This window comes from Streptomyces sp. NPDC049879, assembly GCF_044461265.1.
In the GTDB taxonomy this organism is placed as follows: Bacteria; Actinomycetota; Actinomycetes; order Streptomycetales; family Streptomycetaceae; genus Streptomyces.
Genome location: NZ_JBITKT010000002.1, coordinates 615473 through 640832 on the forward strand (window position 1 = coordinate 615473; position 25360 = coordinate 640832).

21 protein-coding genes, 1 tRNA gene and 1 other RNA gene are annotated in these 25360 nt (G+C 74.6%); 12 read left to right on the forward strand and 11 right to left on the reverse strand.

All coding sequences use genetic code 11. The annotated features are described in order from the left end of the window. Positions 1 to 37 precede the first annotated feature (37 nt). The 4 genes from ACIBPC_RS09885 to ACIBPC_RS09900 form a co-directional block, all read right to left on the reverse strand. A complete protein-coding gene (locus tag ACIBPC_RS09885) occupies positions 38 to 850 on the reverse strand; it encodes a hypothetical protein (protein WP_398842501.1) in 813 nt (270 codons plus the stop codon). Beyond that, positions 847 to 1215, reverse strand: coding sequence for a hypothetical protein (locus ACIBPC_RS09890; RefSeq protein WP_398842504.1), 369 nt, complete (start codon positions 1213 to 1215; stop codon positions 847 to 849). The genes ACIBPC_RS09885 and ACIBPC_RS09890 overlap by 4 nt, the downstream gene beginning before the upstream one ends. Before the next feature lie 27 nt (positions 1216 to 1242). Beyond that, the gene (locus ACIBPC_RS09895) at positions 1243 to 2727 is read right to left on the reverse strand and encodes a cryptochrome/photolyase family protein (protein ID WP_398842506.1); all 1485 of its coding nucleotides are present in this window, start codon (positions 2725 to 2727) and stop codon (positions 1243 to 1245) included. Between the two features lie 79 nt (positions 2728 to 2806). Further along, positions 2807 to 3778 (reverse strand): GlxA family transcriptional regulator, encoded by a 972-nt coding sequence (locus ACIBPC_RS09900; protein WP_398842509.1) that lies wholly within the window; start codon positions 3776 to 3778, stop codon positions 2807 to 2809. A gap of 71 nt (positions 3779 to 3849) precedes the next feature. Between ACIBPC_RS09900 and ACIBPC_RS09905 the strand changes: the two genes are divergently transcribed. Further along, the gene (locus ACIBPC_RS09905; RefSeq protein WP_398842512.1) at positions 3850 to 5172 is read left to right on the forward strand and encodes an APC family permease; all 1323 of its coding nucleotides are present in this window, start codon (positions 3850 to 3852) and stop codon (positions 5170 to 5172) included. Positions 5173 to 5214: 42 nt separating this feature from the next. Here ACIBPC_RS09905 and ACIBPC_RS09910 read toward each other — a convergent pair whose 3' ends face one another. From ACIBPC_RS09910 to ACIBPC_RS09920, 3 genes are all read right to left on the reverse strand, one after another. After that, entirely contained in the window at positions 5215 to 5358 is a 144-nt protein-coding gene (locus ACIBPC_RS09910; RefSeq protein ID WP_398842515.1) for a hypothetical protein, read from the reverse strand. 125 nt (positions 5359 to 5483) lie between these two features. Beyond that, positions 5484 to 7184, reverse strand: coding sequence for a P-loop domain-containing protein (locus ACIBPC_RS09915; RefSeq protein ID WP_398842518.1), 1701 nt, complete (start codon positions 7182 to 7184; stop codon positions 5484 to 5486). A gap of 32 nt (positions 7185 to 7216) precedes the next feature. After that, complete coding sequence (locus ACIBPC_RS09920) at positions 7217 to 10015, reverse strand: hypothetical protein (protein ID WP_398842521.1); 2799 nt, start codon at positions 10013 to 10015, stop codon at positions 7217 to 7219. Between the two features lie 336 nt (positions 10016 to 10351). Here ACIBPC_RS09920 and ACIBPC_RS09925 point away from each other — a divergent pair, with 336 nt between their 5' ends. After that, a complete protein-coding gene (locus tag ACIBPC_RS09925) occupies positions 10352 to 10813 on the forward strand; it encodes a YfbM family protein (protein WP_398843032.1) in 462 nt (153 codons plus the stop codon). 289 nt (positions 10814 to 11102) lie between these two features. Here ACIBPC_RS09925 and ACIBPC_RS09930 read toward each other — a convergent pair. Beyond that, positions 11103 to 11190, reverse strand: a tRNA-Ser gene (locus ACIBPC_RS09930). Between the two features lie 85 nt (positions 11191 to 11275). On the opposite strand from ACIBPC_RS09930, the gene ffs reads away from it, so the two are divergent. The 5 genes from ffs (at position 11276) to ACIBPC_RS09955 (ending at position 15194) form a co-directional block, all read left to right on the forward strand. After that, positions 11276 to 11372, forward strand: an RNA gene (ffs, locus tag ACIBPC_RS09935) — signal recognition particle sRNA small type. Positions 11373 to 11401: 29 nt separating this feature from the next. After that, positions 11402 to 13381 carry a DNA polymerase III subunit gamma and tau gene (locus ACIBPC_RS09940; RefSeq protein ID WP_398842523.1) on the forward strand — a complete coding sequence of 660 codons (1980 nt, stop codon included), beginning with the start codon at positions 11402 to 11404 and terminating at the stop codon, positions 13379 to 13381. 96 nt (positions 13382 to 13477) lie between these two features. After that, positions 13478 to 13795 carry a YbaB/EbfC family nucleoid-associated protein gene (locus ACIBPC_RS09945; protein WP_398842526.1) on the forward strand — a complete coding sequence of 106 codons (318 nt, stop codon included), beginning with the start codon at positions 13478 to 13480 and terminating at the stop codon, positions 13793 to 13795. A 58-nt stretch (positions 13796 to 13853) separates the two neighbouring features. Then, the gene (gene recR / locus ACIBPC_RS09950; RefSeq protein WP_362965087.1) at positions 13854 to 14453 is read left to right on the forward strand and encodes a recombination mediator RecR; all 600 of its coding nucleotides are present in this window, start codon (positions 13854 to 13856) and stop codon (positions 14451 to 14453) included. A gap of 45 nt (positions 14454 to 14498) precedes the next feature. Further along, entirely contained in the window at positions 14499 to 15194 is a 696-nt protein-coding gene (locus ACIBPC_RS09955; RefSeq protein WP_362965085.1) for a DUF5063 domain-containing protein, read from the forward strand. A 9-nt stretch (positions 15195 to 15203) separates the two neighbouring features. Here ACIBPC_RS09955 and ACIBPC_RS09960 read toward each other — a convergent pair whose 3' ends face one another. Next, positions 15204 to 16142, reverse strand: a complete 939-nt coding sequence (locus tag ACIBPC_RS09960; protein WP_398842529.1) for an alcohol dehydrogenase catalytic domain-containing protein — start codon at positions 16140 to 16142, stop codon at positions 15204 to 15206. A 151-nt stretch (positions 16143 to 16293) separates the two neighbouring features. On the opposite strand from ACIBPC_RS09960, the gene ACIBPC_RS09965 reads away from it, so the two are divergent. Next, positions 16294 to 16704 (forward strand): helix-turn-helix domain-containing protein, encoded by a 411-nt coding sequence (locus ACIBPC_RS09965; protein ID WP_362965081.1) that lies wholly within the window; start codon positions 16294 to 16296, stop codon positions 16702 to 16704. On the opposite strand, the gene ACIBPC_RS09970 is transcribed toward ACIBPC_RS09965, so the two are convergent. Next, on the reverse strand, positions 16674 to 18809 hold the full coding sequence (locus ACIBPC_RS09970) for a SpoIIE family protein phosphatase (RefSeq protein ID WP_398842532.1): 2136 nt from the start codon (positions 18807 to 18809) through the stop codon (positions 16674 to 16676). The genes ACIBPC_RS09965 and ACIBPC_RS09970 overlap by 31 nt on opposite strands. A gap of 250 nt (positions 18810 to 19059) precedes the next feature. On the opposite strand from ACIBPC_RS09970, the gene ACIBPC_RS09975 reads away from it, so the two are divergent. The 4 genes from ACIBPC_RS09975 to ACIBPC_RS09990 all read left to right on the forward strand — a co-directional run bounded on the left by ACIBPC_RS09975 (position 19060) and on the right by ACIBPC_RS09990 (position 23528). Next, the gene (locus ACIBPC_RS09975) at positions 19060 to 20331 is read left to right on the forward strand and encodes an aspartate kinase (RefSeq protein WP_362965077.1); all 1272 of its coding nucleotides are present in this window, start codon (positions 19060 to 19062) and stop codon (positions 20329 to 20331) included. Positions 20332 to 20629: 298 nt separating this feature from the next. Then, positions 20630 to 21331: a SigE family RNA polymerase sigma factor gene (locus ACIBPC_RS09980; RefSeq protein ID WP_398842535.1), complete on the forward strand. Its 702-nt coding sequence runs from the start codon at positions 20630 to 20632 to the stop codon at positions 21329 to 21331. Further along, the gene (locus ACIBPC_RS09985; RefSeq protein WP_398842538.1) at positions 21328 to 22665 is read left to right on the forward strand and encodes a hypothetical protein; all 1338 of its coding nucleotides are present in this window, start codon (positions 21328 to 21330) and stop codon (positions 22663 to 22665) included. The genes ACIBPC_RS09980 and ACIBPC_RS09985 overlap by 4 nt, the downstream gene beginning before the upstream one ends. 29 nt (positions 22666 to 22694) lie before the next feature. After that, positions 22695 to 23528, forward strand: coding sequence for an SURF1 family protein (locus tag ACIBPC_RS09990; RefSeq protein ID WP_398842540.1), 834 nt, complete (start codon positions 22695 to 22697; stop codon positions 23526 to 23528). Here ACIBPC_RS09990 and ACIBPC_RS09995 read toward each other — a convergent pair. Continuing rightward, the gene (locus tag ACIBPC_RS09995; RefSeq protein ID WP_398842543.1) at positions 23467 to 25281 is read right to left on the reverse strand and encodes a S9 family peptidase; all 1815 of its coding nucleotides are present in this window, start codon (positions 25279 to 25281) and stop codon (positions 23467 to 23469) included. The genes ACIBPC_RS09990 and ACIBPC_RS09995 overlap by 62 nt on opposite strands. Positions 25282 to 25360 lie beyond the last annotated feature (79 nt).

Below are 25360 nucleotides of genomic sequence, written 5' to 3' on the forward strand. Positions count from 1 at the left end.
CAAAGCGCGCCGGGCCGACCGGTCCATACGCCGTGTGTCAGGTGCCGGGCGGGAGCGGCGGGTGGGCGCGCAGCCAGTCGGGCCGCGGTTTCCCGCCGCGTCCCGGCGGGGGCTGCCACGTGTCCAGGGCGCGGGCCGCGACGGCGGCGAACCGTTCCGCCAGCGCCCGTACGTCCGCCGGTGCCGCCCGCCAGGGGCGGTCGCCCGCCGTCGCGGCCGGGTCGAGCAGGGCCCGCCACCGGCCGGTGGCGGCGCGCACGGCCCAGTCCGCCGCCGCGTTGACGCCGCGCTCGGGGGCCGCGCCGAGCGTGCCGAGCCAGGCCTCGGCGGCGGAACGGGCGTCCGGCGGCAGCGCGTTCAGCTCTCCGGCGACCTCGGCCCGTACGTCCCCCGGCGTCCGCCCGACGCAGAGCAGGCGGCAGACGCGGGCGGCGAGCAGGGCGCCGTCGAAGCGGGCGAGGTCCTCGGCGGCCAGCTCGGCGAGCAGCTCCGGCGCGACGTCCCAGGGGAGGTCGCCGAGGAGCAGGTCGCGGACGACGGGGCGGGCGGGCGTGCCGTCGGTGAGGGCGAGGACGGTGCGGTGCCGCTGGGGGTGGGCGCGCAGGATGTCGCGCCACATCGTCCGCCAGGCGTCGAGGGCGGCGCGGTGGCGGGTGACCCAGCGGCCGAGGTCCTCGCCGTCGCGGAGGGCGGCGGGCGCGGCGGGGAGGCCCAGGACGGCGGCGGCGAACGCCTCGTCGTCCAGCGGGGTACCGGCGGCGAGCAGGATCTGCGGGGGAGTGGGGGCGTGCAGCAGCTCGGGTGTCATGCAGGGGGGTTCGCCGCCGGGTATGGAGGGGGTGTCGGTCACGCGCCGGGGTCCCTGCGTCCGGGCCACAGCAGACCGGCCACAGAGAGCGCGCCCCAGCCCACCGATACGGCGACCGCCTTCCGGCGCTTGGAGCGGCTGGGGAGGGTGCGGCCGAGCAGTGCGGCGTCCCCCATGTCCGAGGCGATGCGTACGGCGGCGGCAGTCACGAGCGCCGGGCCGCGGGGGGCCAGTAGCAGCGCCGCACCGCTGGCGGCGTCGCGCAGACCCACCGGGCGCAGGGCGACGCGTACCGGTTCCCCGTTGCCCAGCCCTGAGGGGACACCCAGCAGACCGGGGCGGGCCGCGACCGCCACCCCGTACACGGCGGTCGCGGCGCCGACGGCGCGCAGCAGGCGAACGTTCATGGGCGCCAGTATCCTCCCCGCACCGGCTCAGGGCGGCGACGCGCCGCGCCCGGCGGCCTGCTCACGCAGCGCGTCGAGGTCGGAGAGACGGTCGAGGTTCTTCACGGTCCGCGCCATGCGGTAGTGGTGGGCGAAATGGTCACGGTGCCGGTCGAGGAACGCCCAATATCCGACGGTGTAAGGACACGCCCGGTCACCCGCGTGATCACCCGGCCGGTACGCGCAGCCGCCGCAGAAGTCGCTCATACGGTTGATGTACGCGCCGGCCGACGTGTACGGCTTCGTCGCCATCTGCCCGTCGTCCGCGTACTGCGACATGCCCAGGACGTTCGGCAGCATCACCCAGTCGTAGCCGTCCACGAACGACCGGTGGAACCACTCCATCAGCGCCGCCGGGTCCCACCCGTCCTGCAACGCCCTGCTGCCCAGCACCATCAGGCGCGGAATGTGGTGCGTCCACCCCGTGTCCCGCACCTGCGCCAGCACCGTGGACAGGCAGCGCGCCGTCACCGCGTCGGCGTCCAGCTCCTCGAACCACCGGGGCAGCGGCTCCGTGTGGCCCAGCGCGTTGCCGCGCCGGTAGTCCTCGCCGAAGTGCCAGTACAGCTGCCACGTGTACTCACGCCACCCGGCGACCTGCCGCACGTAACCCTCCGCGCTGCTCAGCGGCACGTGCCCGTCGCGCCAGGCCCGTTCGACCTCGGCGACGCACTCGGCCGGGTGCAGCAGCCCGAGGTTCAGCGCGGCCGACAGACGGCTGTGGCTCAGCACGCCGTCCGCCGCCATCATCGCGTCCTCGTACGGCCCGAAGTCCGCCAGCCGGTGCCGCACGAAGTGCCGCAGCGCCGCCCGCGCCTCTTCCCGCGTGGCGGGGAAGCGCCGCGGCCCGTCCAGCCCGGTGAACGCGACAAGCCCCTTGCTCTCCCACCGGTCGAGATCGTGCCGCACCTCGGCATCGATCTCGTCCTCCTCCGGCGCCCAGACCTTCCCCTCCTCCAGCGTCTCCTGGTCACGCGGCGGTGGCTGCCGGTTCTCCTGGTCGAGATTCCACGTGCCGCCCGCTGGGTCGTCACCATCCATCAGCAGCCCGTGCTCGCGCCGCACCCACCGATAGAAGTCCTCAAGCCGCGCACCCCCGACACTGTGCTCACCGGCCCACTCCCCGAACCGCTCACGCGACACGAGCCACCCCCGCGCAGGCAGCACCTCCACCTGCTCAAGCCCCTCGACGAACGCCAGCGCCTTACGCGACGTCGGCTGGCACACCGTCACAGCATCCTTCCCCGCCCCTTTCCGCACCCCCTGCCGATACGTGTCGGCCCGCACATACCGCACGCGCTCCCCCAACTCGGCCGCACGGTGCCGCATCGCCGACAGCACAAGATGCGCCTTCGCACGATGAAACCGCCGCCTCCCCAAAACCCCCCGCGCCTCCACCATCAAAACCGGCTCATCACCCCCCACCCCTTCAAGAAACCACTCCCCCAACTGATCCCCGAACACCCATCGCACGTCGCCCAGACCTCCAAGAATCGCCACGAATCAGCCCAAGCTACCCACTCTCGTGCCGTCCGGGCCGAGCGCACCGCCGCTACGCCCCCGCGCGGGTCCTGTCGCGGAAGACCTGGCGGTAGGTCTGGGGGGAGATGGTTGTCGTGCGGGTGAAGTGGTGGCGCAGGTTCGCCGAGGTGCCGAAGCCGCTGTAGTGGGCGATGGCCTCGATCGGGGCGTCCGTCGTCTCCAGCAGTTCCTGTGCGTGGCGCACGCGCTGCTGGAGCAGCCATTGGAGCGGTGTCGTGCCGAGGCGGTCGCGGAAGCGGCGGGCGAAGGTCCGTTCGCTGAGGTGGGCGACGCGGGCCATGGCGCGGACGGTCAGGGGCTCGTGGAGGTGTTCCAGGGTCCAGTGGAGGACGGGTGCCAGGTCGTCCTCCGGCGCGGGCGCGGCGGCGGGGCGCGCGTACTGTGCCTGCCCGCCCTCGCGGTGCGGCGGGACGACCATGCGCCGCGCCACCTCGTTCGCCACCGCCGCGCCGTGGTCCTCGCGGACGAGGTGCAGGCACAGGTCGATGGCGGCGCCCGTGCCCGCCGAGGTGTAGAGGCGGCCCGCGCGCGTCCACAGGGCGGCGGCGCGTACGTTCACGGCGGGGAAGCGGACGGCGAAGTCGGGGGCGTTCACCCAGTGGGTGGTCGCGTCGTGGCCGTCGAGGATGCCGGCGGCGGCCAGCAGGTAGGCGCCCGCGCACAGCGAGACGATGCGGCGGCCGCGTTCGTGCGCCGCGCGCAGCGCCGCCAGCAGCGCCGGGGGCGAGTCGAGCTGCACGGGGCGCGAGCACGCCGGGACGAGGACCGTGTCCGCGTCGGCGAGCGCCGCCCACGGCAGGGGCGTGTCGGCGCGCAGCCCCGCCGCGACGGGTACGGACGCCGCGCCGTCGCCGCACATCCGCAGCTCGTACCACGGGTCCGCGAGGTCCGGGCGCTGGAGGCCGAACACCTCGCAGGGCACGGCCAGTTCGAAGATCGGGGCACCCTCGGTCACGGCCAGCGCGACGACATGACGGTCCATGGCGGTAATTTAGCGGAGTACGGCGAAACCGCCTCTGTCGCCCGCCCGCCGCCCCCGCGACGCTGGCGCCCATGACCACACCCGCCCACGGCCACCTCTCCGCCCTCCAGGGCACCGCCCTCTACATCGGCGCCGTCCTCGGCACCGGCGTCATCGCCCTCCCCTCGCTGGCCGCCGAGGCCGCGGGCCCGGCGTCGCTGCTCGCGTGGCTCGGGCTCGTCGTGCTGTCGGCGCCGCTGGCCGCGACGTTCGCCGCGCTCGGGGCGCGGCACCCGGACGCGGGCGGCGTCGCGACGTACGCGCGGCACGCGTTCGGGGAACGGGCGTTCGCCGTCGTCGGCTGGTGCTTCCTGCTCGCGGTGCCGCCGGGCGCCGCGGCGGCGGCGCTGTTCGGGGGCGCGTACGTCGCGGCGGCGCTCGGCGGCGGGACGGCGACGACGGCCGTCACCGCGCTCGTCCTCATGGCAGGCGTGACGGCCGCCAACGCGGCGGGCCTCAAGGTGACCGGCCGCCTCCAGACCGTCCTGGCCGCCGTCCTCGCCGTCCTGCTGCTGAGCGCCGTCGCCCTGTCGCTGCCGGACGCGCGGGCCGCGCACCTCGAACCGTTCGCCCCGCACGGCTGGACGGCCGTCGGTCCGGCGGCGGCGCTGCTGGTGTGGAGCTTCGCGGGCTGGGAGGCGATCACGCACCTGGCGGGGGAGTTCCGGCGGCCGGAACGCGACCTGCCGCGGGCGGCGGGGGCGGCGGTGGTGGTCGTCGGGGCGCTGTACCTGCTGGTGGCGTTCGCCGTGGTCGCGGTCCTGGGCCCGGCCGCCGGGGAGACGGAGGCGCCGCTCGGCGAGCTGATGGCCCGCGCGATGGGCACCGACGCCCGCTTCCCGGCCGCCGCCGCGGCCGTCCTCCTCACCACCGGCACGATGAACGCGTACTACGCCGGTGCCGCCAACCTCGCCGCCGCCCTCGGCCGCGACGGCGCCCTGCCGCCCTGGCTGGCGCGCGGCAGCGCGGCCGGGGAGATCCCGCGCCGCGGCCTCGGCCTGGTGGCCGGGCTCGGCACCGTCGCGCTGACGACGGTGCTGGCGACGGGGGTCGGCACGGACCGGCTCGTCCTGCTGACGACGGGCTCGTTCGTGACGGTGTACGCGGTCGGCGTCGCCGCGGCGCTGCGCCTGCTGCCACGCCGTACGGCGGGCCACCGCGCGGCGGTCGCGGCGTCGGGGGCGGTGCTCCTGATGGTGGTGATGGTGGCGATGTCCGGCGTCTACCTCCTCTGGCCACTGGCCGTGGCGGGCGCCGCGCTGCTGTACCGCGCACGCGCGGCACGGCGTTCGGCCACACCGCCCGTCCCGCTCCCGCGCGCGGAGGCGGGCCCGGCGCGCGGGTCACGCCGCTGAGCGGGGCGCCGGCGCGTGCGCGATCACCGTCGGTCCGGGCGATCAGCGCTTCTTGGTCTTCCTCTTCTGGGGCAGCCGCCACTCGCCCCGGTGCTTCTGGCAGCGCGAATAGCCGATCATCGCAGGATTGCCGCAGGGCTTCCCGGTCTTCGTCCTGGTCGAACCGCACTTGAGCTGCTTGGCCACGCGTCCTCCCGCGCCGACTCCCACGCATGCCGCTCCATGCTCGCCGGTACGCCCCCGCCGCCGCGAGTGCCCGCCGCACCATGGCCGAACCCGCCCGTTCCCGCGACCCGTTCCGGCCGTCCCCGTCAGCGGCGCACCCGCAGCGCGCGTACGCGGTTGAGCGCCGCCGCGACCTCGTGGCGGCGCGGGACGGCGAAGTCGTCGTCGTGCACGCCGAGCAGCGCCGCGACGCCGCCGGGGCCCGCCAGGTCGCGGTCGAGGAGGTCGAGGGCCTCGGCCAGGGTGCGCTGCCCGTCCAAGTGGCCGCGCCGCACCAGCAGTTCGACCGCCAGCCCGACGCCGACGACGTGCGGCCCGTCCACCAGCTGCTCGACGGCGCGCAGGTCCACCTCGTTCTCGCCGAGGACCAGGTGGTCCGTACCCCGGGCGCGCACGCGCGTACGCCCGCGCGCGGACGCGTCGAGCGACGCCGGCTCGGGGCGGCGCGCCGTCACCCCGGGGAACGACAGCGCCTCCGCCCGCCGCCCGGTGGGCACGGCCGCCACCTCCCGCGCCCGCGCGGTCACGTCGTACGGCCGGTAGTCGTCCATCATCACCACACGGTCGGCCACGTCGAGGTAGTCCCCGGAACCGCCCATAACCAGCACCGTCGAGACCCCGTGGTCGCGGTGCAGCGACCGCACCGAGTCCACCAGCGGCGTCAGCGGCTCCCGCTCCTTCGCCACCAGCGCCTGCATCCGCGCGTCGCGGATCATGAGGTTGCTCGCGGCCGTGTCCTCGTCGATCAGCAGCACCCGCGCGCCCGTCTCCACGGCCTCGCACAGGGACGCGGCCTGCGAGGTGGAGCCGGACGCGTCGGGGGTGGAGAAGTCGGCGGTGCCGGCGCCGCCCGGCAGGTGGTCGACGAAGGCGTGCACGTCCACGCGGCACACGCTCCGGCCGTCCTCGGCGCGGATCTTGACCGTGTCGCGGTGGGCGACGACGCGCTCGCGCCCGTCCCCCGGCACGTGGTCCCACACGCCGGTCTCCAGCGCGCGCAGCAGCGTCGACTTGCCGTGGAACCCGCCGCCGACGACCAGGGTCACCCCGGCCGGGACGCCCATGCCGGTGACGGCGCCCGCGTTCGGCAGGTCCACGGTCACGCGCAGCTCCTCCGGCGCCCGGAACGGCACCAGCCCCCCGCGCCGCGCGGGCCGGTCGTCCGCCCCCGAACGGCGCGGCAGCAGCGCCCCGTCGGCGACGAACGCCACAAGCCCCAGCTCCGGCAACCGCTCGCGCAGCACCGCCGAGTCCTCCACCGCCGCGACGAACCCGGCCGCCTCCGCCGCCCGTTCCCCGTCATGGCACAGCGCGTGCTCCGCGATCCACGGCAGCCCCTCACCCAGCAGCTCCCACGCCGCGCGGCCGTCGATCCGCCGCCGGGGCCCGGGCAGCGCGACGCCGAGCCGCAACGTGACGGACCCGTCGTCGCCGACCGTGCACGAACTGCGCGCCAGCACCTCCTGCCCACCCGCGTCCACATGGAACGCCGACTCCCGCGCCGCCTCCCGCGCGGCACGCCGCACAAGCCACCCGGCCAACGCGCGCCGCCGCACAGGGGAATCCCACAACTCGCCCGGAAAACCCGCCCGTTCCCCCCTCACCCGAACGGCGACCCGCGCGGGCGGCGCATACGGATCCGCCTGCGCCCGCACGACACGCAGCGCGAACCCACCAGGCAACTCCCACTCCCCGACCAGCCCGCGATACCGCCCATAAGCAGCACCATCAAGCCGCCGCAACTCCCGCTCAAGCTCACCCACGCCGGCCACTCCCACATCACCCACACCACGACCGCCGCAGTCTAGGCCGCACCCCATCACCCTGCGGGATGCAACGGACACACCCCGCCCCGCGCCGCGGGAACGACCGCGGCCAAACCCCGCGACGTGACGGCGGGCAGGTCCCACGCCTGGCGCACGTCGTCGATCAGCGAACGGGCGCTGTACGTGGACACGACCAGTTCGAGCCGCGCCTCCGCCAGGCAACGCGCATCACCCGCCGGCCCGTACGCCGCCGCCCGCGCGCTGCGCTGGTCGTAGCCGGGGCTGCTGAAGACCTGGAGCAGCGTCAGGGCGAAGTACGCGTAGACGGACGCCTCGTGCGTGAGCTGCACCGCGTCCTCCGGCAGCGCCGACGCGGCGGGGGCGGCGCCGGGCGCCGACTGCGCGGAGAACCTGCCCAGCGCGAGGGTCACGGAGTCGGTGCGGCAGACGCAGGCGGACCGCAGCTGGGCCATGAGTTCCCGGTAGCTGGTCAGCACGCTCGCGTTCTCGGACGACCACTGCTGCTTGGACAGCAGCGTGCGGTACCCGGCGAGGGTGTCGGTCAGCTCCTCCAGGACGAGCCGGCGGGAGATGTCGGTCAGTTCCAGGGAACCCGTCCGCTCGTGCATCTCCATGATGCGGCGCCCGTAGCGGATCAGGTCGCGCGGGATGCCGCCGGAGAGCGCGTGCGTGAGCGTCACGTACGGGCCGGTCAGGCCGGGGGCGCGGCGTTCCATGATCGCCTGGGACTCCTCCAGGCCGCACGGCTGGACGTGCACGATGTCGTCGAGCGAGCTGTCCGTCGTGTCGCGGTGCGGCAGCCCCCGCCGGACGAACGCGGCGCCGACGTCGTCCGAGACCGAGATCAGGTAGTACACGTGCGGGACGCCGAGGATCGCCTTGATCTCGCCGAGGAACGCCCGCGCCTGCGTGTCCGAGCCGAGCCGGTCCAGTTCGTCCAGGGCGAGCACGGTGCGGTGGCCCCCCTGGCGCACCTGTTTGGCGATGCGGGTGAGGATGTCGCGGAAGTCCCGCACGAGTGCCGGAAAGTTGGGCGGGATGGTGGTCAGCGACGAGGTGTACGTGCCCGCCAGCGTGGCCAGTTGCGCGGCGGTCGGGCTGACGGTGGCGGAGGTGAGCTGGACAGTCTTCAGGTGGTACAGCTGGTCGCGGCAGCGTGTGACCAGCGGCGGCTCCGGCAGCCTCGGACGCCGGGACGCGATGCGCTGCAGCAGGGCGGCGACGACGAGGCAGAGCAGGCGCGTCGGGTTGTCGCGGTCGAGGAACATCGCCACGGCGACGTCGTTTCGCCGGAACAGCTCCACGAACGCGGCCAGGCACAGCAGCGCCGCGGGGGAGAACACCCACCGCGCGGGGAAGCTGCGGCCACCGAGCCGCAGGGTGCCCTGCACGTAACCGGCGAGGAGGAGCCCCAGAAAGCCGCACAGCAGCCCGGCCTCGACGGCGACGAACGGCCCCTCGCCGCCCAGCTCCCGCGTCAGCCGCTGCAGTTCGGTGTCCAGGAACGCCGAGACGACGGCCGCGACCGCGATGCCCAGGGCCGCCGCCCTGAGCAGGAGGCCCGGCAGCATCCGCAGCCTGCGCCGCCAGCTGGCGGACCGCCGCACCTGCCAGACGAACAGCCCGGCGAGCGTGATGAGCAGCCCGGCACCCAGGTCGCGGCCCTGCCAGACGTCCGCGACCAGACCGGTGGACCACTCGCCCGCCGAATCGGTGCGCGCGCGTACGGCCTCGTCGTAGCCCGTCCAGAGCGACCGGGCGGCGGCGTACGAGCCGAGGACGACGAGCGACGCCGCCACCGCCGCGAAGAACAGGCGGCGCCGGAGGACGCGCAGCCCCTTCCGTAACGCGCGCATCCCGCGGACCGCCCCGGAGAGCCGGGTGAACTCGGGGGGCGTGTGGCCCTCCCGCCTGATGAACCGCTCGCAGACGTCGGTGAAGAGCGACAGCAGGAAGTCGTGCGGGGTGTAACTGGCGGGCACGTGCGCGGACACGCTGAAGTCGCCTTCGCCGGCCGCGTTCTCCAGCAGTGTGGTCTTGCCCGAACCGCGCGGGCCGCAGACGGCGATCGTGCCGCCTTCGAGGATCGCCATCTTGCGTTCGAGATCCCGCGCCGCGCTTCCGGCCACCAGGTAGTCGCCGCCGCGCGCGGCGCGCAGCCCCTCGTAACTGTCGGGCAGCAGCACCGAATGCGGGTCGTCCCCGAGGAGCGCCTCGATCACGGCGAGGACGGCGGGGGCGGTGCCGTTCTGCCGGAGGTCGTTCTCCCAGCGCCGCAGCTCGACCCGCGCGGTCACCGCGTACGGCTTCACGGTCAGCGCCGACTCGAGGAGGGTCAGCTGGTCGTCGATGTCCTGGCTCGACAGGCCGTTGCCGATGGCGGAGCCGATCGCCGCCACCATGAGACCGGCGGATGCGGCGCCCCCCGCGGCCACTCCCCAGTCACGCTGGATGACGTTGACACCGACGAACACGACGCCGGTCACCAGCAGCACCGCCATCAGCCACAGCGCGACCACGCGCGCGTCGAGGACCACCGCCGCCCTCGTCCGCGCGAGGGTGGCCCGCGTCCTCTCCAGCTTGTCCGCCGCCGCGCGGTAGGCGGCGTGGGTCACCGCGCACGGGGCGAGGGCCCTGACGGTGTTCGCCTCCTGCGCCATCGCGGCGCGCACGGCACCGGCGGTCACCCCCGGCCGCGTGCCCAGCTTGCGCACGACCCGGGGATCGGCCAGACACGCCCCGACAGTCCGCCCGTAGACCGCCTCCTCGGCGGGATCGGCCCAGACGTACGAACCATCGGGTACCGCTGGACGCCCCACCGTACCGGCCATACTGCCTCCCCCGGAGCGGGCCACGAGTGTAGTGCGCACAAGCCCCCGCCCGAAGGCGATCGGACAACTCCCGCCCCGACGACACGACATGCGAACGAGGACAGGCCCGGCACGACGAAGACCCCCGGCCGTGGAGGGCGGCGGGGCCTTCCGCACAGCCCGGTGAGAGGCCGGTGAAGGACATGAGATTTGAATTCGTGGCGGCGCGAACCCGACACGCTTTCCGAGTCTGTTGGTGGTCCCGTGAGCCCCGTCCCGGCGCGTTCACGGGCGTTGGAACGGGACGGCCCGTGCGGCGGCCGTGTCAGTGGCTCCGCCTAGCCTCCCCTCGTGAGCATGATCGGTGAGTACATGCGTGTCACGGCTGCCGAGCTTGACCGAGCGATCGGAGATCCGGTCTGGGCACGGACCTTCGTGGCAGAGGCCCAGGACGCGCGCGGCTTCAGCACGTACAAGACGTGGGACCTGCTCCGCTTCCTCTTGGCGCGTGCTGACTTCCCGGTGGACGTGATCCACGGTGAGGAACCGTTCGCCGAGGATGAGGACTGGGGTTACGGGCCGCCGAGGCACCTGCGTCCGGAGCGGGTCCGACTCGCGGCCCGTTCGCTCCGGGCCATCCCGTACGACCGGCTGCTCGATGGTGTGGACCCCGCTGAGCTGGCCGAGGCCGAGGTGTATCCCGACCGGTGGGACGAACCTGGGGCGCTTGAGTGGGGGCGTCAATGGTACGAGGGCCTGACGCGCTTCTTCGGGGCTGCCGCAGTGACGAATGACGCCATGCTCGTGTGGCTCGACTGAACAACGCGCTGAGCCTGCGTTCTTGGCTCGCGGATCAGCATCATGACCCCCGCACGTGGTGGAGGGGACATCGAGCCGTTCACCGTCGAGGAGGTGCAACGGCTGCTCCCGCGGGCGTCCCAGGCTCCGCAGCAAGCGCGCGCCGGGTCGTAGCCATGGCCCTTGGCCTGCGGCAGGGGGCGCGCTCCGGGGGCATCCGGAGCGGACCGGGACGGGAAGTGAGACGGGCATGACGAAGGCCCCCGGCCGTGGATGGCGGCGGGGGCCTTCGGTACAGCCCGGTGAGAGCTGGCGGAGGATACGAGATTCGAACTCGTGAGGGTGTGAACCCAACACGCTTTCCAAGCGTGCGCCCTAGGCCACTAGGCGAATCCTCCGTCGCAAACGATACAAGACGATGGCGTGTGGTCGCGAACCGCTTGGGGGAGGGGGTGTGGGGGGTGGTGATCCGGTAGGGTGGGGGGCAGCCCCTCACGTGGCGCTATCTCGCTGAACTCCCCCAGGGCCGGAAGGCAGCAAGGGTAGGTGGGCTCTGGCGGGTGCGTGAGGGGCCCTTGTGTGTCAGTGGGGGCCTATATCGTCGGAGACGTGTCCTCCCTCGCGCTGTACCGCCGCTACCGACCCGAGACCTTCGCCGAGGTCATCGGGCAGGAGCACGTGACCGTCCCGCTGCAGCAGGCCCTGCGGAACAACAGGGTCAATCACGCGTATCTCTTCAGCGGTCCGCGCGGGTGCGGCAAGACGACCAGCGCGCGCATCCTGGCGCGCTGCCTCAACTGTGAGCAGGGTCCCACGCCGACGCCGTGCGGCGAGTGCCAGTCGTGCCGCGACCTGGCGAGGAACGGGCCCGGGTCCATCGACGTGATCGAGATCGACGCCGCCTCGCACGGCGGTGTGGACGACGCGCGCGACCTGCGGGAGAAGGCGTTCTTCGGGCCCGCGTCGAGCCGGTACAAGATCTACATCATCGACGAGGCGCACATGGTCACCCCGGCGGGGTTCAACGCCCTGCTGAAGGTGGTCGAGGAGCCGCCGGAGCACCTGAAGTTCATCTTCGCCACCACCGAGCCCGAGAAGGTCATCGGGACGATCAGGTCGCGGACGCACCACTACCCGTTCCGGCTCGTGCCGCCGGGCACGCTGAAGGACTACCTGGCGGAGGTGTGCGCGCACGAGGCGATCCCCGTCGCCGACGCCGTGCTGCCGCTGGTGGTGCGGGCCGGCGCCGGGTCGGTGCGTGACTCGATGTCCGTGATGGACCAGCTGCTCGCCGGCGCCGCCGAGGGGGGCGTCACCTACGAGATGGCGACCGCCCTGCTCGGCTACACCGACGCGGCGCTGCTCGACTCCGTCGTGGAGGCCTTCGGGACGGGGGACGGCGCGGCGGTCTTCGACGTCGTGGACCGGGTGATCGAGGGCGGGCACGACCCGCGCCGGTTCGCCGCCGACCTGCTGGAGCGGCTGCGCGACCTGCTGATCCTCGCCGCGGTGCCGGACGCGGCGGACAAGGGGCTCGTCGACGTCCCGGCGGACGTGCGGGAGCGGATGCAGGCGCAGGCCGCGGCGCTCGGCCCCGCCGAGCTGAGCCGGGCCGCCGACCTGGTCAACACCGGGCTCACCGAGATGCGCGGCGCCACGTCCCCGCGCCTCCACCTTGAACTGATCTGCGCGCGCGTGCTCCTGCCCGCCGCGTACGGGGACGAACGGTCGCTCCAGGCGCGGCTCGACCGGCTGGAGCGGGGTGTCGGCAGCGGGGGAACGGGGGCGGGTGCGGTGGTCGCGCCCGTCCAGCAGCAGCAGCCGGTGGCGCCGCCCCCGCAGCCCGTAGCGCCTCAGCCGCCGGTCGCTCCGCCCGTCGTGCAGGACCCCGCGCCTCCGCCGCCCGTGCAGGAGGCGCCCGCCACCCGGCCCGGCGCGTGGCCCACCCGGAGCGCCGCCGCGCCGCCCCCGGCGCCCGCCGAGCCCGCGCCCGCACCCGCCGCGCCGCCGCCCGCCGCCCCGCCCGCCGGGGGCGGCGGTGATCCCTCGCGCGTGCAGCAGATGTGGCCGGAGATCCTGGAGGCCGTCAAGAAGCGGCGCCGGTTCAGCTGGATCCTGCTCAGCCAGAACGCGCGGGTCACCGGCTTCGACGGGGCGACGCTCCAGCTCGGCTTCACGACCGCGGGCGCGCGGGACAGCTTCGCGAACAGCGGCAGCGAGGACGTCCTGCGGCAGGTCATGGGCGATCTCCTCGGCGCGCAGTGCCGCGTCGAGGCGGTCGTGACCGGTGGCGGCGGTGGCGGGGGCGGGGGCTTCGGTGGCGGCGGCGGGCCCGTGCCACCGCGCGCCCCGGCGCCCGCGCAGCCGTCGCCGCAGCCCGTACGGGCCCCGTCGGCGCCGGAGCCCGCGCCCCGCCCCGCCCAGCCCGCGCCGGAACCGCCGCGGCCGGCCGCGCCGCCGCCCGTCGCCGCCGAGGACGACATCGCGGCCGACGACGACCCGGACCTGTCCGACACCGCGCTCAGCGGCCAGGAGCTGTTCGTACGGGAGCTGGGGGCGACGGTCATCGAGGAGTTCCACCACGAGTGACACGGCGGCGCCCCCAGCCCGTAGGCTCGGGGGTGCACGAGACGTCGACGAGCCAGGAGTGAGCCCGTGTTCCCCAGTGGTGGTGGCGGGGTCGATATGCAGCAGCTGCTGCAGCAGGCCCAGAAGATGCAGCAGGATCTCGCGGCGGCCCAGCAGGAGCTGGCCGAGACGCCCGTCGAGGGCAGCGCGGGCGGCGGCCTGGTCAAGGCCACGGTGACCGGCTCCGGTGAGCTGACCGCCCTGGTGATCGACCCGCGCGCCGTGGACCCCGAGGACACCGAGACGCTCGCCGACCTCGTCGTGGCCGCCGTGCGCGACGCGAACAGCGCGGCGCAGGACCTCGCCAGGGAGAAGCTCGGCCCGCTCGCGCAGGGCCTCGGCGGCGGTGGCGGCCTGCCCGGCCTCCCCTTCTGACCCCACCCCTACCCCTTCCGGATTCCCCGGGCAGCCCGGGACAGAGACGAGGCAAGCCGTGTACGAAGGCGTGGTCCAGGACCTCATCGACGAGCTCGGCCGCCTGCCCGGCGTCGGCCCGAAGAGCGCCCAGCGGATCGCCTTCCACATCCTCCAGTCGGAGCCGGCCGACGTGACGCGCCTCGCCCGCGCGCTGACCGAGGTGAAGGCGAAGGTCAGGTTCTGCGCCGAGTGCGGCAACGTCGCGCAGGAGGAACGCTGCCGCGTCTGCCTCGACCCGCGCCGCGACCAGGCGGTGATCTGCGTGGTCGAGGAGCCCAAGGACGTGGTGGCGATCGAGCGCACCCGGGAGTTCCGCGGCAAGTACCACGTGCTGGGCGGGGCGATCAGCCCGATCGACGGCGTCGGCCCCGGCGACCTGCGGATCAGGGAACTCCTGGCCCGCCTCGCCGACGGCGCGGTCACCGAGCTGATCCTCGCCACCGACCCGAACCTGGAGGGCGAGGCCACCGCCACCTACCTGGCGCGGATGGTCGGTTCGCTGGGTCTGCGCGTCACCCGGCTGGCCAGCGGGCTGCCGGTCGGGGGAGACTTGGAGTATGCCGACGAGGTGACCTTGGGCCGCGCGTTCGAGGGAAGGCGGCTGCTTGATGTGTAGGACAGCCGGAGCGGACGCAGGGACCGCAGGGGAGGCCACCGCGTGATGCCGAGTACGCACGACGAGCCGGGACAGCAGGGGACGGAAGGGGCCGCCGGGCCCGACAGCTTCGCCGTCCAGATCGCCGACCAGGTGGAGAGCTTCATCGTCGCGGTCGGGGAGGTCGCGAAGGGCGACGACCCGGACAGCGCGGTGCCGTACCTGCTCCTCCAGGTCTCCCAGCTGCTGCTGGCGGGCGGGCGCCTGGGCGCGCACGAGGACATCGTCCCGGACGAGCGGTACGAGGCGGACACGGGTCCCGAGCCGGACATGGACGAGCTGCGCGAGCGGCTGGCCACGCTGCTGGCGCCGGTGGACGTCTACTCGGAGGTCTTCGACCCGTACGTGCCGCGCAGCACGCCGGTCGCGTCCCGCATCTCGGACGACCTGGCCGACATCATCTCCGACCTGCGGCACGGCATGGCCCACTACCACGCGGGACGGGTCAGCGAGGGCCTGTGGTGGTGGCAGTTCTCGTACCTGTCGAACTGGGGGCCGACCGCGAGCGGCGCCCTGCGCGCGCTCCAGTCGCTGGTGGCGCACGTACGGCTCGACACGCCGCTGGCCGAGCTGGACGGTCTCGACACCGACAGCGACGCGGAGGACGGCGACCTGGAGCGGCAGGCCGGGCGCGTGATGGAGGCGGAGATCGCCACGCCGCTGGGGCTGAAGGCCGCCGGCGGCACCGGCGGCGCCTCCTGACGGCCACGGTCAGGGTGTGAGGACGAGCCGCCCGCGCAGCCGTCCGGCGGCGAGCCGCTCGTAGGCGCGCGCCGCGTCCGCGAGCGGCACCGTCCCGGCCACCCGGGGCGTCAGCTCCCCGGCGGCCGCGCGCCCGGCCAGCGCGGCGAGCGCCTCGCCGTCCGCCGCGATCCACTGGTTCCGCACCCGGATGCCCCGCAGCGGCAGCGGCTGGCCGCCCAGCACGGCGGTGAACGCGCCCCGCGTCCGTACGGCCGCCAGCGCCGCGACGCCGAGCGCCGCCGCGTCCAGGGCGCCGTCCACCCCGCCGGGGACCAGCGCTCGTACGGCCGCGCCGAGGTCGTCACCGGCGGCCTCGCGCGCGACGAACCACTCCGCGCCGGACGCGCGCGCCCCCACCTCGTCCCCCGCGCCCGCGAGCGCCACGACGCGCAGGCCGCGCGCCGCCGCCAGTTCCACCGCGAAGCCGCCGACCGACCCCGCCGCGCCTGTCACCAGCAGCGTGCCGCCCGCGGGCAGGCCGAGGAGGCCGAGCGCCTGGAGCGCCGTGAGGCCGCCGAGCGGCAGCGCCGCCGCGGTGACGGGCGGCAGGCCGTCCGGGCGGCGGGCGACGGCGGCGGCGTCCAGCACGGCGTACTCGGCGTGCGTGCCGAGCGGCACGTCGAGCAGGTCCCGCAGGCCGAGCACGGGGTCGCCCGGCGCGAACCCGGCCCCTGGACCGGCCGCGGCCACGACCCCCGCGACGTCCCAGCCGAGGCCGGTCACCGCGCGGGGGCTCATCAGGCCGCCCTCCGCGAGCGCCCCGGCGCGGGTGGCGAGGTCCACCGGGTTGACGGCCGCGGCCTCGACGCGGATCAGGACCTGCCCAGGACCCGGCTCGGGCACCGGGACCTCCACGACCTCGACCCCGCCGGGGCCGCCGTAACCCCGTGACACGACAGCGCGCATGGCTGACCGGCTCCTCTCTCGTCCGTTCTCGTCCGTCCCGCGCGGGCCGCCCGTACGGGCCCGTCGCCGGGGGAGGAGGACAACGTAAGGAGAGCTACTCTCCGGAGGGAAGCAGGCACTTCGAAGTGCCTACGCCACCGGAAGGAGAGCCATGCCCACGCGTACCGCCGCCGAGCGGCGCGCCGAGGAGGCCGCCGCGTACGACGCGTTCGTCGCCGCCTGCCCGACCCGGCAGCTGCTCGACCGCATCGCCGACAAGTGGGTCAGCCTGCTGCTCGTCGCGCTGGCCGACGGCCCCTGCCGGTACAGCGAGCTGGCGCGGCGGCTCGCGAGCGTCAGCCAGAAGATGCTGACGCAGACGCTGCGGCACCTGGAGCGCGACGGCCTGGTCACCCGTACGGTCACGCCCGCCGTGCCGGTGCGCGTCGCGTACGCGCTGACGCCGCTGGGGGAGGGGCTGCTGCCGGTGGTGCGCGCGGTCAAGGGCTGGGCGGAGGCGCACATGGACGAGGTCCTCGCCGCGCGCGACGCCTACGACGGGCGGGCCGCCGCCGGTTCCTGAGCGGCGGCGGGGTCGGACGGGCTGAGCAGGAGGAGGGCGATGTCGTCGTCGCGGTTCTCGGTGTGGCGGGTGCGCAGCAGCCGGTCGGCGAGGTCGTCCATCGTGCCGCCGAGCCCGGCGGACCGTTCGGCGGCCGCCGCGAGGTCGCGGGCGAGGGCGTCGGTGGCGTCGTCGGGGTCGAGGCCGGGGCGTTCCACGAGGCCGTCCGTGTACAGCAGCAGCACCGAGCCGGGCGGCATCGGCAGCTCGACCTCCGGGTAGCGCGCGCCCGCCTCGATGCCGAGCAGCGGCCCCGGCGGCACGTCGGGGACGGTGATCCGCCCGTCCGGGTGGCGCAGCAGCGGCGGCGGGTGGCCCGCGGTGGCGACGACGGCGCGGCAGCGCGTCACGTCGAGCTGGATGTAGAGGCAGCTGGTGAACAGGCCGGGGTCCAGGTCGGTCAGCAGCCGGTTGGTCCGCCCGAGCACCTCCTCGGGCGGCTCGCCCGCGCTGGCGTGCACGGCGGTGCGGACCTGGCCCATCAGGGCGGCGGCGGTGACGTTGTGGCCCTGCACGTCGCCGATGACGACGGCGACGTCCCCGTTGTCCAGGGGGATGACGTCGTAGAAGTCGCCGCCGATGTCCATGCCGCGCGTCGCCGGGAGGTAACGGGCGGCGACGTCGAGTCCCGGCAGCGCGGGCAGTTCGTGGGGCAGGAGCCCGGCCTGGAGCTGGCGGGCGAGCTGCTGCTTCGCGTCGAAGAGGCGGGCGCGGTCGAGGGCCTGGGAGATCAGGCTGGCGAGCGAGGTGAGGACGGTCCGCTCGTCCCGCGTGAACGCGTGCGGCCGTTCGTAGGACAGGACGAAGCAGCCGACCGCGTGGCCCGTCGTGACCAGGGGCAGGAAGGCCCAGGCGGCCTTGCCGGTGACGTCGGGGATCTCCGGGTAGCGGGCGAGCATGTCGCCGGTGGACTCCATGAACTGCGGGCGGCGGTCGTGCACCACCTGGGCCGCCGGGTTGGGCGGCGACTCCAGCGGCGTGCCGTCGAAGTGGTCGATGGCCTCGGCGGTGTACCCCCGGTAGCCGGCGACGCGCAGCCGGCCGCCCTCCGTCACGTACACGACGAGCCCCTGCGCGTCGAACGCGGGCAGCACCTGGTCGGCGACCAGCCGCACGACGTCCTGCACGCCGATGGCCTGCGTCAGCGCGGACGCGAGCTGGGTGACGCGCTGGAGGACGCTGTCCTGGGTCGCCGTCTCGCCGCGCGCGGGCGCGGCGGGCCGTTCGTCGCTCGGGGTGATGCGGACGCTGATGCCGGACGCGCCGGGGAAGAGCCGGAAGTGCAGCGACTGGTCGGGCGGGCGCAGCACGAGGAACGTCTTCGGCTCGCGGCTCATCAGGGACGCGCGGTAGCGGTCGGTGTGGACGGGGTCGTTGAGCCAGGCGAGGCGTTCCCACAGGGGCGCGCCGAGCAGTTCCTCCGGCCGGTCGGTGCCGAGGAGGCGGGCGGCGGCGCTGTTGGCGTGGACGACGGTGCCGTCGAGCCGCAGGCCGCAGCAGCCCTCGGGGAGGCGTTCGGTGAAGTCGGCCGCGGCGAGCGCCTCCTCGTGGCTGGGCGTGCGGGTACGGGGCGGCGTCACCTGGCGGGCGTGCCTGCCCGCCGTCATGGGGTGCCCGGCGTCGGCGGCGCGGCGCAGGAGGAGGGCGGCGCCGCCTGCCGCGTCCTCAAGGGACGCCCGTTCCGCCGGGGACAGGGCGGCCGGGTGGGAGGGGGACCAGATGACGCCGAGCGCGCCCCAGCAGGTGCCGTCCTCGCTGATCAGCGGCGTCTGCGCTATGGCGAACGGGTAGGGCATCGAAGGGCTGAGCCCCGCCTGCTGGTTCTCCTGGCTGTGCTGCCAGCGCAGGCGCCGGTCGCGGACGGCCTGGGTCAGCAGCATGGGGGTGTCGAGGCTGATGCGGGACCAGGTGACGGCCTGGGCGGTGGGCAGCCCGAGGACGGACGCGAGCAGCAGCACCGGCTCGCCGGGCGCGAGCAGGTAGATCACGCCGCTGTGCCCACCCGTCGAGCGGACCGCGTCGACCAGAAAGCGGTCCAGCGCCTCGACGCCGGATGAATGCCCCATACCGGCACATTACGACGGCCATGGGCGACGCACATCCGGTCCCGCGGACGCGGCGGGGCGCCCGCCGCCGTGTGAGGTCCGTTACGTTTCCCGCGCGGTCCCGTGTGGCCGCGCGTCCGGGCGGGCAGGGGTCGCTGCTGGACGGGCGGCCGGGCGGCGGCGCCCGCTCGTTACACTGCATCCGCATCCGTCCGTGCCCGCCCCGTGGTCACGGGGAGTGAGGGCACCGAGAGAGCGAGGAGCGACACACGTGGGCCTTGTCGTGCAGAAGTACGGCGGCTCCTCCGTAGCCGACGCCGAGGGCATCAAGCGGGTCGCCAAGCGGGTCGTCGAGGCCAAGAAGAACGGCAACCAGGTCGTCGTCGTCGTCTCGGCGATGGGCGACACGACGGACGAGCTGATCGACCTGGCGGGGCAGGTGTCCCCGGTCGCGTCGGGGCGCGAGCTGGACATGCTGCTCACCGCGGGTGAGCGGATCTCCATGGCGCTGCTGGCGATGGCGATCGGCGCGCTGGGGCACGAGGCGCAGTCGTTCACCGGGAGCCAGGCGGGCGTCATCACCGACTCCGTCCACAACAAGGCCCGCATCATCGACGTGACGCCGGGCCGCATCCGCAGCTCCGTCGACAAGGGCAACATCGCCATCGTCGCGGGCTTCCAGGGCGTGTCGCAGAACGGCAAGGACATCACGACCCTCGGCCGCGGCGGCTCGGACACCACGGCCGTCGCGCTCGCCGCGGCGCTGGGCGCGGAGGTCTGCGAGATCTACACGGACGTGGACGGCGTGTTCACGGCCGACCCGCGCGTCGTCCCGAAGGCGCGGAAGATCGAGTGGATCTCGTTCGAGGACATGCTGGAGCTGGCCAGCTCAGGCTCCAAGGTGCTGCTGCACCGGTGCGTCGAGTACGCGCGTCGTTACACCATCCCGATCCACGTCAGGTCGTCGTTCTCCGGCCTGCAGGGGACCTGGGTCAGCAACCAACCGCTCGGAGGTCAGCCGGTGGAGCAGGCAATCATCTCGGGCGTCGCCCACGACACCTCCGAGGCGAAGATCACCGTCGTCGGGGTCTCCGACAAGCCGGGTGTCGCGGCGACCATCTTCCGCACCATCGCGGACGCCGAGGTCAACATCGACATGGTCGTCCAGAACGTCTCCGCCGCCGCGACCGGCCTGACGGACATCTCGTTCACCCTGCCCAAGGACGAGGGCCGCAAGGCGATCGACGCGCTGGAGAAGCGCCGCCCGCTGATCGGCTTCGACGCGCTGCGCTACGACGACCAGATCGCCAAGATCTCGCTGGTCGGCGCGGGGATGAAGACCAACCCCGGCGTCACCGCGACGTTCTTCGAGGCGCTGTCCAACGCGGGCGTGAACATCGAGCTGATCTCGACCTCCGAGATCCGCATCTCGGTCGTCACGCGCTCCGACGACGTCAGCTCCGCCGTCCGCGCCGTCCACACCGCGTTCGGCCTCGACAGCGACTCGGACGAGGCCGTCGTCTACGGCGGCACCGGCCGCTGACACCGCGCCGCGCCGCCCCGGGAGCCGAGTGCCCCCTACCGGATGTGAAGTTCCCGTGACCAAGTCGTAGGGCCGGATGCCTTGCTCAGGGCCGACGGCCCGGGGGACGATTTCCTCTCCCCGCACCGCCTGGAACCAACCGCGGTGCGGGGAGCGTCTTCAGGAGCCCTCCCGGGCCATCAGGACGCCCATCGGACAGGACATACGGGCAGGTGGTGGAAGTGAGGACGCTGGACCCCCCGACCGTCATCCCGCCCGCGCCGTACAACCTTTGCGGGGGAGAGCGTGTCCAACAGGCGTGGCAGAGGTACTCGACATCACGACAACGCCCCCGCGACGCCTACCGCGTACAGCAGCGCCGCGCCTTCGGGGCATGCCGGTGATCGCCCCGCTGCCCGCCTCCGTGCCGTCGCCGACCGGTCCACCGGCCCCGGCCGCAGCCCCCGCCGCGCGGCCCGCGGCGGGCCGCCACGCCGTGGGCGAGGCCGCGGACGGCACGATGGCTGAAGGCACCACCATCGACTTCCTCACCGAGACCTACCGGGCGCACTACCGCTCGCTGCTCGGTCTCGCCGCGCTGCTGCTGGACGACACGGCGTCGTGCGAGGACGTCGTGCAGGAGGCGTTCATCCGCGTCCACTCCGCGCGCAGCCGCGTCCGCGACCCGGAGAAGACGCTCGCCTACCTGCGCCAGACCGTCGTGAACCTGTCCCGTTCCACCCTGCGCCGCCGCATACTCGGCCTCAAACTCCTCTCGAAGCCGCTGCCGGACATGGCGAGCGCCGAGGAGGGTGCCTACGAGAAGCTGGAACGCGCCGACCTCATCAAGGCCATGCGCGGCCTCCAGCGCCGCCAGCGCGAGGTCCTCGTGCTGCGCTACTTCGCCGACATGACCGAGGCCGAGGTCGCCAAGACCCTGGGCATCTCCGCCGGTTCGGTCAAGGCGTACGGCTCCCGGGGCATCGCGGCGCTGCGCGTCGCCATGGAGGACGCCAGATGACCGACCGCGACTCCGGTCGTCCGCCGCGCGAGCCGCGGCGGACGGACCCGGTGGCGGGGTTCCCCGACGGCCCCGAGCCGCCGCCGGACGACGCCGGTGCGGAGGCCGGTGAGGAGAGCCTGCGCCGCCTGCTGCGGCACGCCGTCGACGGCATCGCGCGCGAACCGGCCGCCGCCACGCTCGACCACCTCCGGCAGGCCGTGACGACGCGACGGCGCCGCCGCAGGCAACTGCTGTTCGGCGCCGCGGCGTCCGTCGCGCTCCTCGGCATCGGCACGCCGCTCGTCCTGTCCGCCACCGGCGGCTCCGGGGGGCCGGGCCGCCAGGGCGCCGCGCTCGGCACCGACCGGGGCGCGGTCGTCGAGGGCACGCACGAGCGGGGCGGCGACCCCGGCGGCCCTGGCCCCTACCCGCCCGACGGCCGCTCCTGGCCCTCCGCCGAACCCCGCCCGGACGGCTCCGACGGCGACTCCCCCGAGGACGACGGCGGCGGCCAGGAGGCGGACGGCGACGACGACTGGGACCTCGGCATCGCCTCGCCGACGTGCGACCGCGGCCAGCTCGGCCAGGTCACGACCGTCACGGGCACCCCCGACGGCCAGGGCCGCGTCTACGGCTCCATCCGCATGGTCAACGTCTCGGCGGACGCCTGCCGCGTCACCGGCAACGGCGAACTGTCCGCCCTGCCGCTCGGCGGCAGCTTCACCACCGCGCAGGTCCAGGTCCTCGACCGCACCGAGGGCGACCGCGCGCCCGGCCTGCCCGCGCCGGACGAGACGCTGGAGGAGCTGGTGCTGCCGCCCGGCGAGGCGTACGAGGTGCGGTTCGCGTGGGTGCCGAGGACCGGCGCGGCCCGTTCCTGCGAGGTCGCGGCCGAACCGGCCGACGGCGGCGGGCTCAGCACCGACCTCGGGGGCGGCTCCGAACCCGGCTCCACGCCCAGCGGCGAACCGGCCGGGACCGACCCGGACGGCACCGACGGCGGCACCGGCGAACCCCCGACCACCGGCGGCGGCACGGGCGAACCGGCCACCGGCGGCGGCACCGGCGAGACCGGCACCACCGAGCCGACCCCGCCGACCACCGGCGGCACCGGCGAACCCCCGGTCACCGGCGGCGGCACGGGCGAGACCGGCGGCACCCAGCCCCCGGTCGACGGCGGCTCCGGCGGCACCGACCCCACACCGGGCGGCACGGGCGGCGAGTCGTCCGAAGGGGTGCTCCTGCGCTACACCCCGGCGGCCGGCGGGCCCGAGGCGGCGCAGATCCGCCTGGAGGGCACCTGTTCCGGGACGATCTACCGCACGGGCGTTCTGGAGGCCCCGGCGGTCTGAGCCCGGCCCGCCCCAGTACGGTGGGGGCTGTGTACCGGTTCCTCCTCACGCCGCGCTGGTGGGCGATCAACGTCTTCGCCGTCCTGGCGATCCCGGTCTGCCTGATCGCGGGCATGTGGCAGCTGGGACGGTTCGAGCACCAGGTGGACAACCACCGGCAGGCGCAGGAGCAGGCCGAGGCGACCGGCGCGCCGCGCCCGCTGGACCAGCTGCTGCCGCTGACCACCGAGACGGTCGGCGAACAGGCGGAGGTCACCGGCACGTTCGACGCCGGGCGGCAGCTCCTCGTCCCCGGCCGCCGCCTGGAGGGGGAGACCGGCTTCTACGCGCTGGCGATGCTGCGTCCGTCGGACGGCTCGCCCGCGCTGCCCGTCGTACGCGGCTGGCTGCCCGGCACCGCCGACGCCGGGCGCGTACCGGAGCCGCCCGCGGGCGAGGTGACCGTCACCGGCGCCGTGCAGGCCCCCGAGTCGCCCAGCGAGGTCGAGGGGCCCACCGACGGACTGCCGTCGGGGCAGCTCGGGGTGATCGGCGCGGCGTCGCTGATCAACGTGCTGCCGTACCCCGTCACCGACGGCTGGCTGACCGTGCGGGACGCCGAGGAGCCGATGCGGGCGGTGCCCGTGACGGCGCCGTCCGGCACCGGCCTCGACATGGACGCGTTCCAGAACCTGGGCTACACCGCCGAGTGGTTCGTCTTCGCGGCCTTCACGGTCTTCATGTGGTTCCGCCTGGTGCGGCGCGAGGTGGAGCAGCGGCGGGACGCCGAGCTGGGCATCGCGCCGCCGCAGCCGGCCCCTCCTATGCCCCGGCCCCGGGAAGATGTGCCAGCGCGAAGCGGATCTCCTGCGCCACCTGCTTGATCCGCTCCTCCACGACGAGCGAGCCGTGCCCGGCGTCGTAGCGGTACACCTCGTGCGCCGCGCCCCTGGCCTTGAGGCGGCCCACGTAGTTCTCGATCTGCCGGATCGGGCAGCGCGGGTCGTTCAGCCCGGCCGAGATGTAGACGGGCGCGCGGACGTCGTCCACGTACGTCAGCGGTGACGACGCGGTCCACCGGTCCGGCACCTCCTCGGGGGTGCCGCCGAAGAGCGTGCGGTCCAGCGCCTTCAGCGCCTCCATCTCGTCGTCGTACGCGGCGACGTAGTCCGCCACCGGCACGGCCGCCACGCCCACCGCCCAGGCGTCCGGCTGCGCGCCGACGCCGAGGAGCGTCAGGTAGCCGCCCCACGAGCCGCCGGTGAGGACGAGCCGCTCCGGGTCCGCCAGCCCCTCGGCCACCGCCCAGTCGCGGACCGCCGCGACGTCCTCCAGCTCGATCAGGCCGACGCGGTGCTTGAGCGCGTCGGTCCAGGCGCGGCCGTAGCCGGTCGAGCCGCGGTAGTTGACGCGGACGACGGCGAAGCCGTGGTCCACCCAGGCGGCGGGCCCGGCGGCGAACTCGTCGCTGTCGTGCGCGGTCGGGCCGCCGTGGATGTCGAAGACGGTGGGGAACGGGCCCTCGCCCTCCGCCGGGCGCTGCACGAGCGCGTGCACCGTCCCGCCTGGCCCCTCCACCCAGGCGTCCGTCACCGGCACCGAACGCGGCGCGCGCGGCCCCGGGGGCTCCAGCACCGTGCGGCCGGTCGTGGACCGTACGACGGGCGGCTCGGCGGCCGACGACCACAGGTACTCGACGGCGCCGTCGGGGCGCGGCGAGGCGCCCAGGATCGTGCCGGGCGGGGTCTCGATCCGCTCGGGGCGGCCGGTGGCACCGTCGTGGCGCCACAGCTCGTCGCGCGCGTGGTGGCTGTGCGAGACGAGCAGGCCGCTGCCGTCCGGGTACCACTCGGCGTCGACGTCGCCCGGCAGGCCGAGGTGCAGCTCGGTCTCCTCGCCGGTCAGCGGGTTCCAGATCATCGGCTCCCACCGGCCGCGCCGCTGGTGTCCGACGAGCAGCCGGGGGTCGCCGTCCAGCGGCGCGAAGCCGAGGACGGACAGGCCGAGTTCCTTCGTGCCGCCCGCCGTGTCGTCCAGCTCGGCGACCGGGGTGCCGTCCGGGCGCACGACGCGGATCGCCGAGTGCATCGCGTCGCCGTGCTCGGTGTGCTCGATGGCGAGGAGTGTCCCGTCGTGGCTGAGGTCGCCCACGCCGCCGGACTGGCGGTGCCGGTAGATCTCCACGGGGGCGCCGCCGTCGGCGGGCAGGAGGTGCACGGTGGTGCCCTCCTCCTCGGTCATCCGGCCCACGACGACCGTGCCGTCCCTGCCGAGCGCGAGCCCGGCGGAGTAGGCGGGCTCCAGGCCGGGCGTGGCCGGCTCGTCCGGGCCGCCGTGGAACGGCTGGCGCACCCAGCTGCCGAACTCGTCGCCGTCGCTGTCCTTGAACCACCAGATCCAGGCGCCGTCCGGGCTGAGCGCGCCGTGCACCGTGCCGTTGGGGCGGTCGGTGGCCTGGCGCCGCTCGCCGGTGGCGCGGTCCCAGGCGTACAGCTCGAACGTGCCGGTGGCGTTCGAGACGAAGAGGGAACGGTCGGGGGCGTCCTCGGCCCAGCGCGGGAGGCTCACGCGCGGCGCGCGGAACCGCTTCTCCCAATCGGGCTGCTGCCGGGAGTCGTCGGACGTGGCGTCAGTCATCCGTCTGTTCTACCCGATGGGCGGGGGCGGCGTCGGGTCGCGGGTGGACGCTACGCAGCGTTTCACGTGAAACAATGCG

Bases quoted from the DNA above. Each gene is read 5' to 3' on its own strand.
- ACIBPC_RS09890 (WP_398842504.1), bottom strand. From the start codon at position 1,215: ATGAACGTTCGCCTGCTGCGCGCCGTCGGCGCCGCGACCGCCGTGTAC.
- ACIBPC_RS09900 (WP_398842509.1), bottom strand. From the start codon at position 3,778: ATGGACCGTCATGTCGTCGCGCTGGCCGTGACCGAGGGTGCCCCGATC.
- ACIBPC_RS09905 (WP_398842512.1), top strand. From the start codon at position 3,850: ATGACCACACCCGCCCACGGCCACCTCTCCGCCCTCCAGGGCACCGCC.
- ACIBPC_RS09920 (WP_398842521.1), bottom strand. From the start codon at position 10,015: ATGGCCGGTACGGTGGGGCGTCCAGCGGTACCCGATGGTTCGTACGTC.
- ACIBPC_RS09925 (WP_398843032.1), top strand. From the start codon at position 10,352: ATGATCGGTGAGTACATGCGTGTCACGGCTGCCGAGCTTGACCGAGCG.
- ACIBPC_RS09945 (WP_398842526.1), top strand. From the start codon at position 13,478: ATGCAGCAGCTGCTGCAGCAGGCCCAGAAGATGCAGCAGGATCTCGCG.
- ACIBPC_RS09955 (WP_362965085.1), top strand. From the start codon at position 14,499: ATGCCGAGTACGCACGACGAGCCGGGACAGCAGGGGACGGAAGGGGCC.
- ACIBPC_RS09960 (WP_398842529.1), bottom strand. From the start codon at position 16,142: ATGCGCGCTGTCGTGTCACGGGGTTACGGCGGCCCCGGCGGGGTCGAG.
- ACIBPC_RS09965 (WP_362965081.1), top strand. From the start codon at position 16,294: ATGCCCACGCGTACCGCCGCCGAGCGGCGCGCCGAGGAGGCCGCCGCG.
- ACIBPC_RS09970 (WP_398842532.1), bottom strand. From the start codon at position 18,809: ATGGGGCATTCATCCGGCGTCGAGGCGCTGGACCGCTTTCTGGTCGAC.
- ACIBPC_RS09985 (WP_398842538.1), top strand. From the start codon at position 21,328: ATGACCGACCGCGACTCCGGTCGTCCGCCGCGCGAGCCGCGGCGGACG.
- ACIBPC_RS09995 (WP_398842543.1), bottom strand. From the start codon at position 25,281: ATGACTGACGCCACGTCCGACGACTCCCGGCAGCAGCCCGATTGGGAG.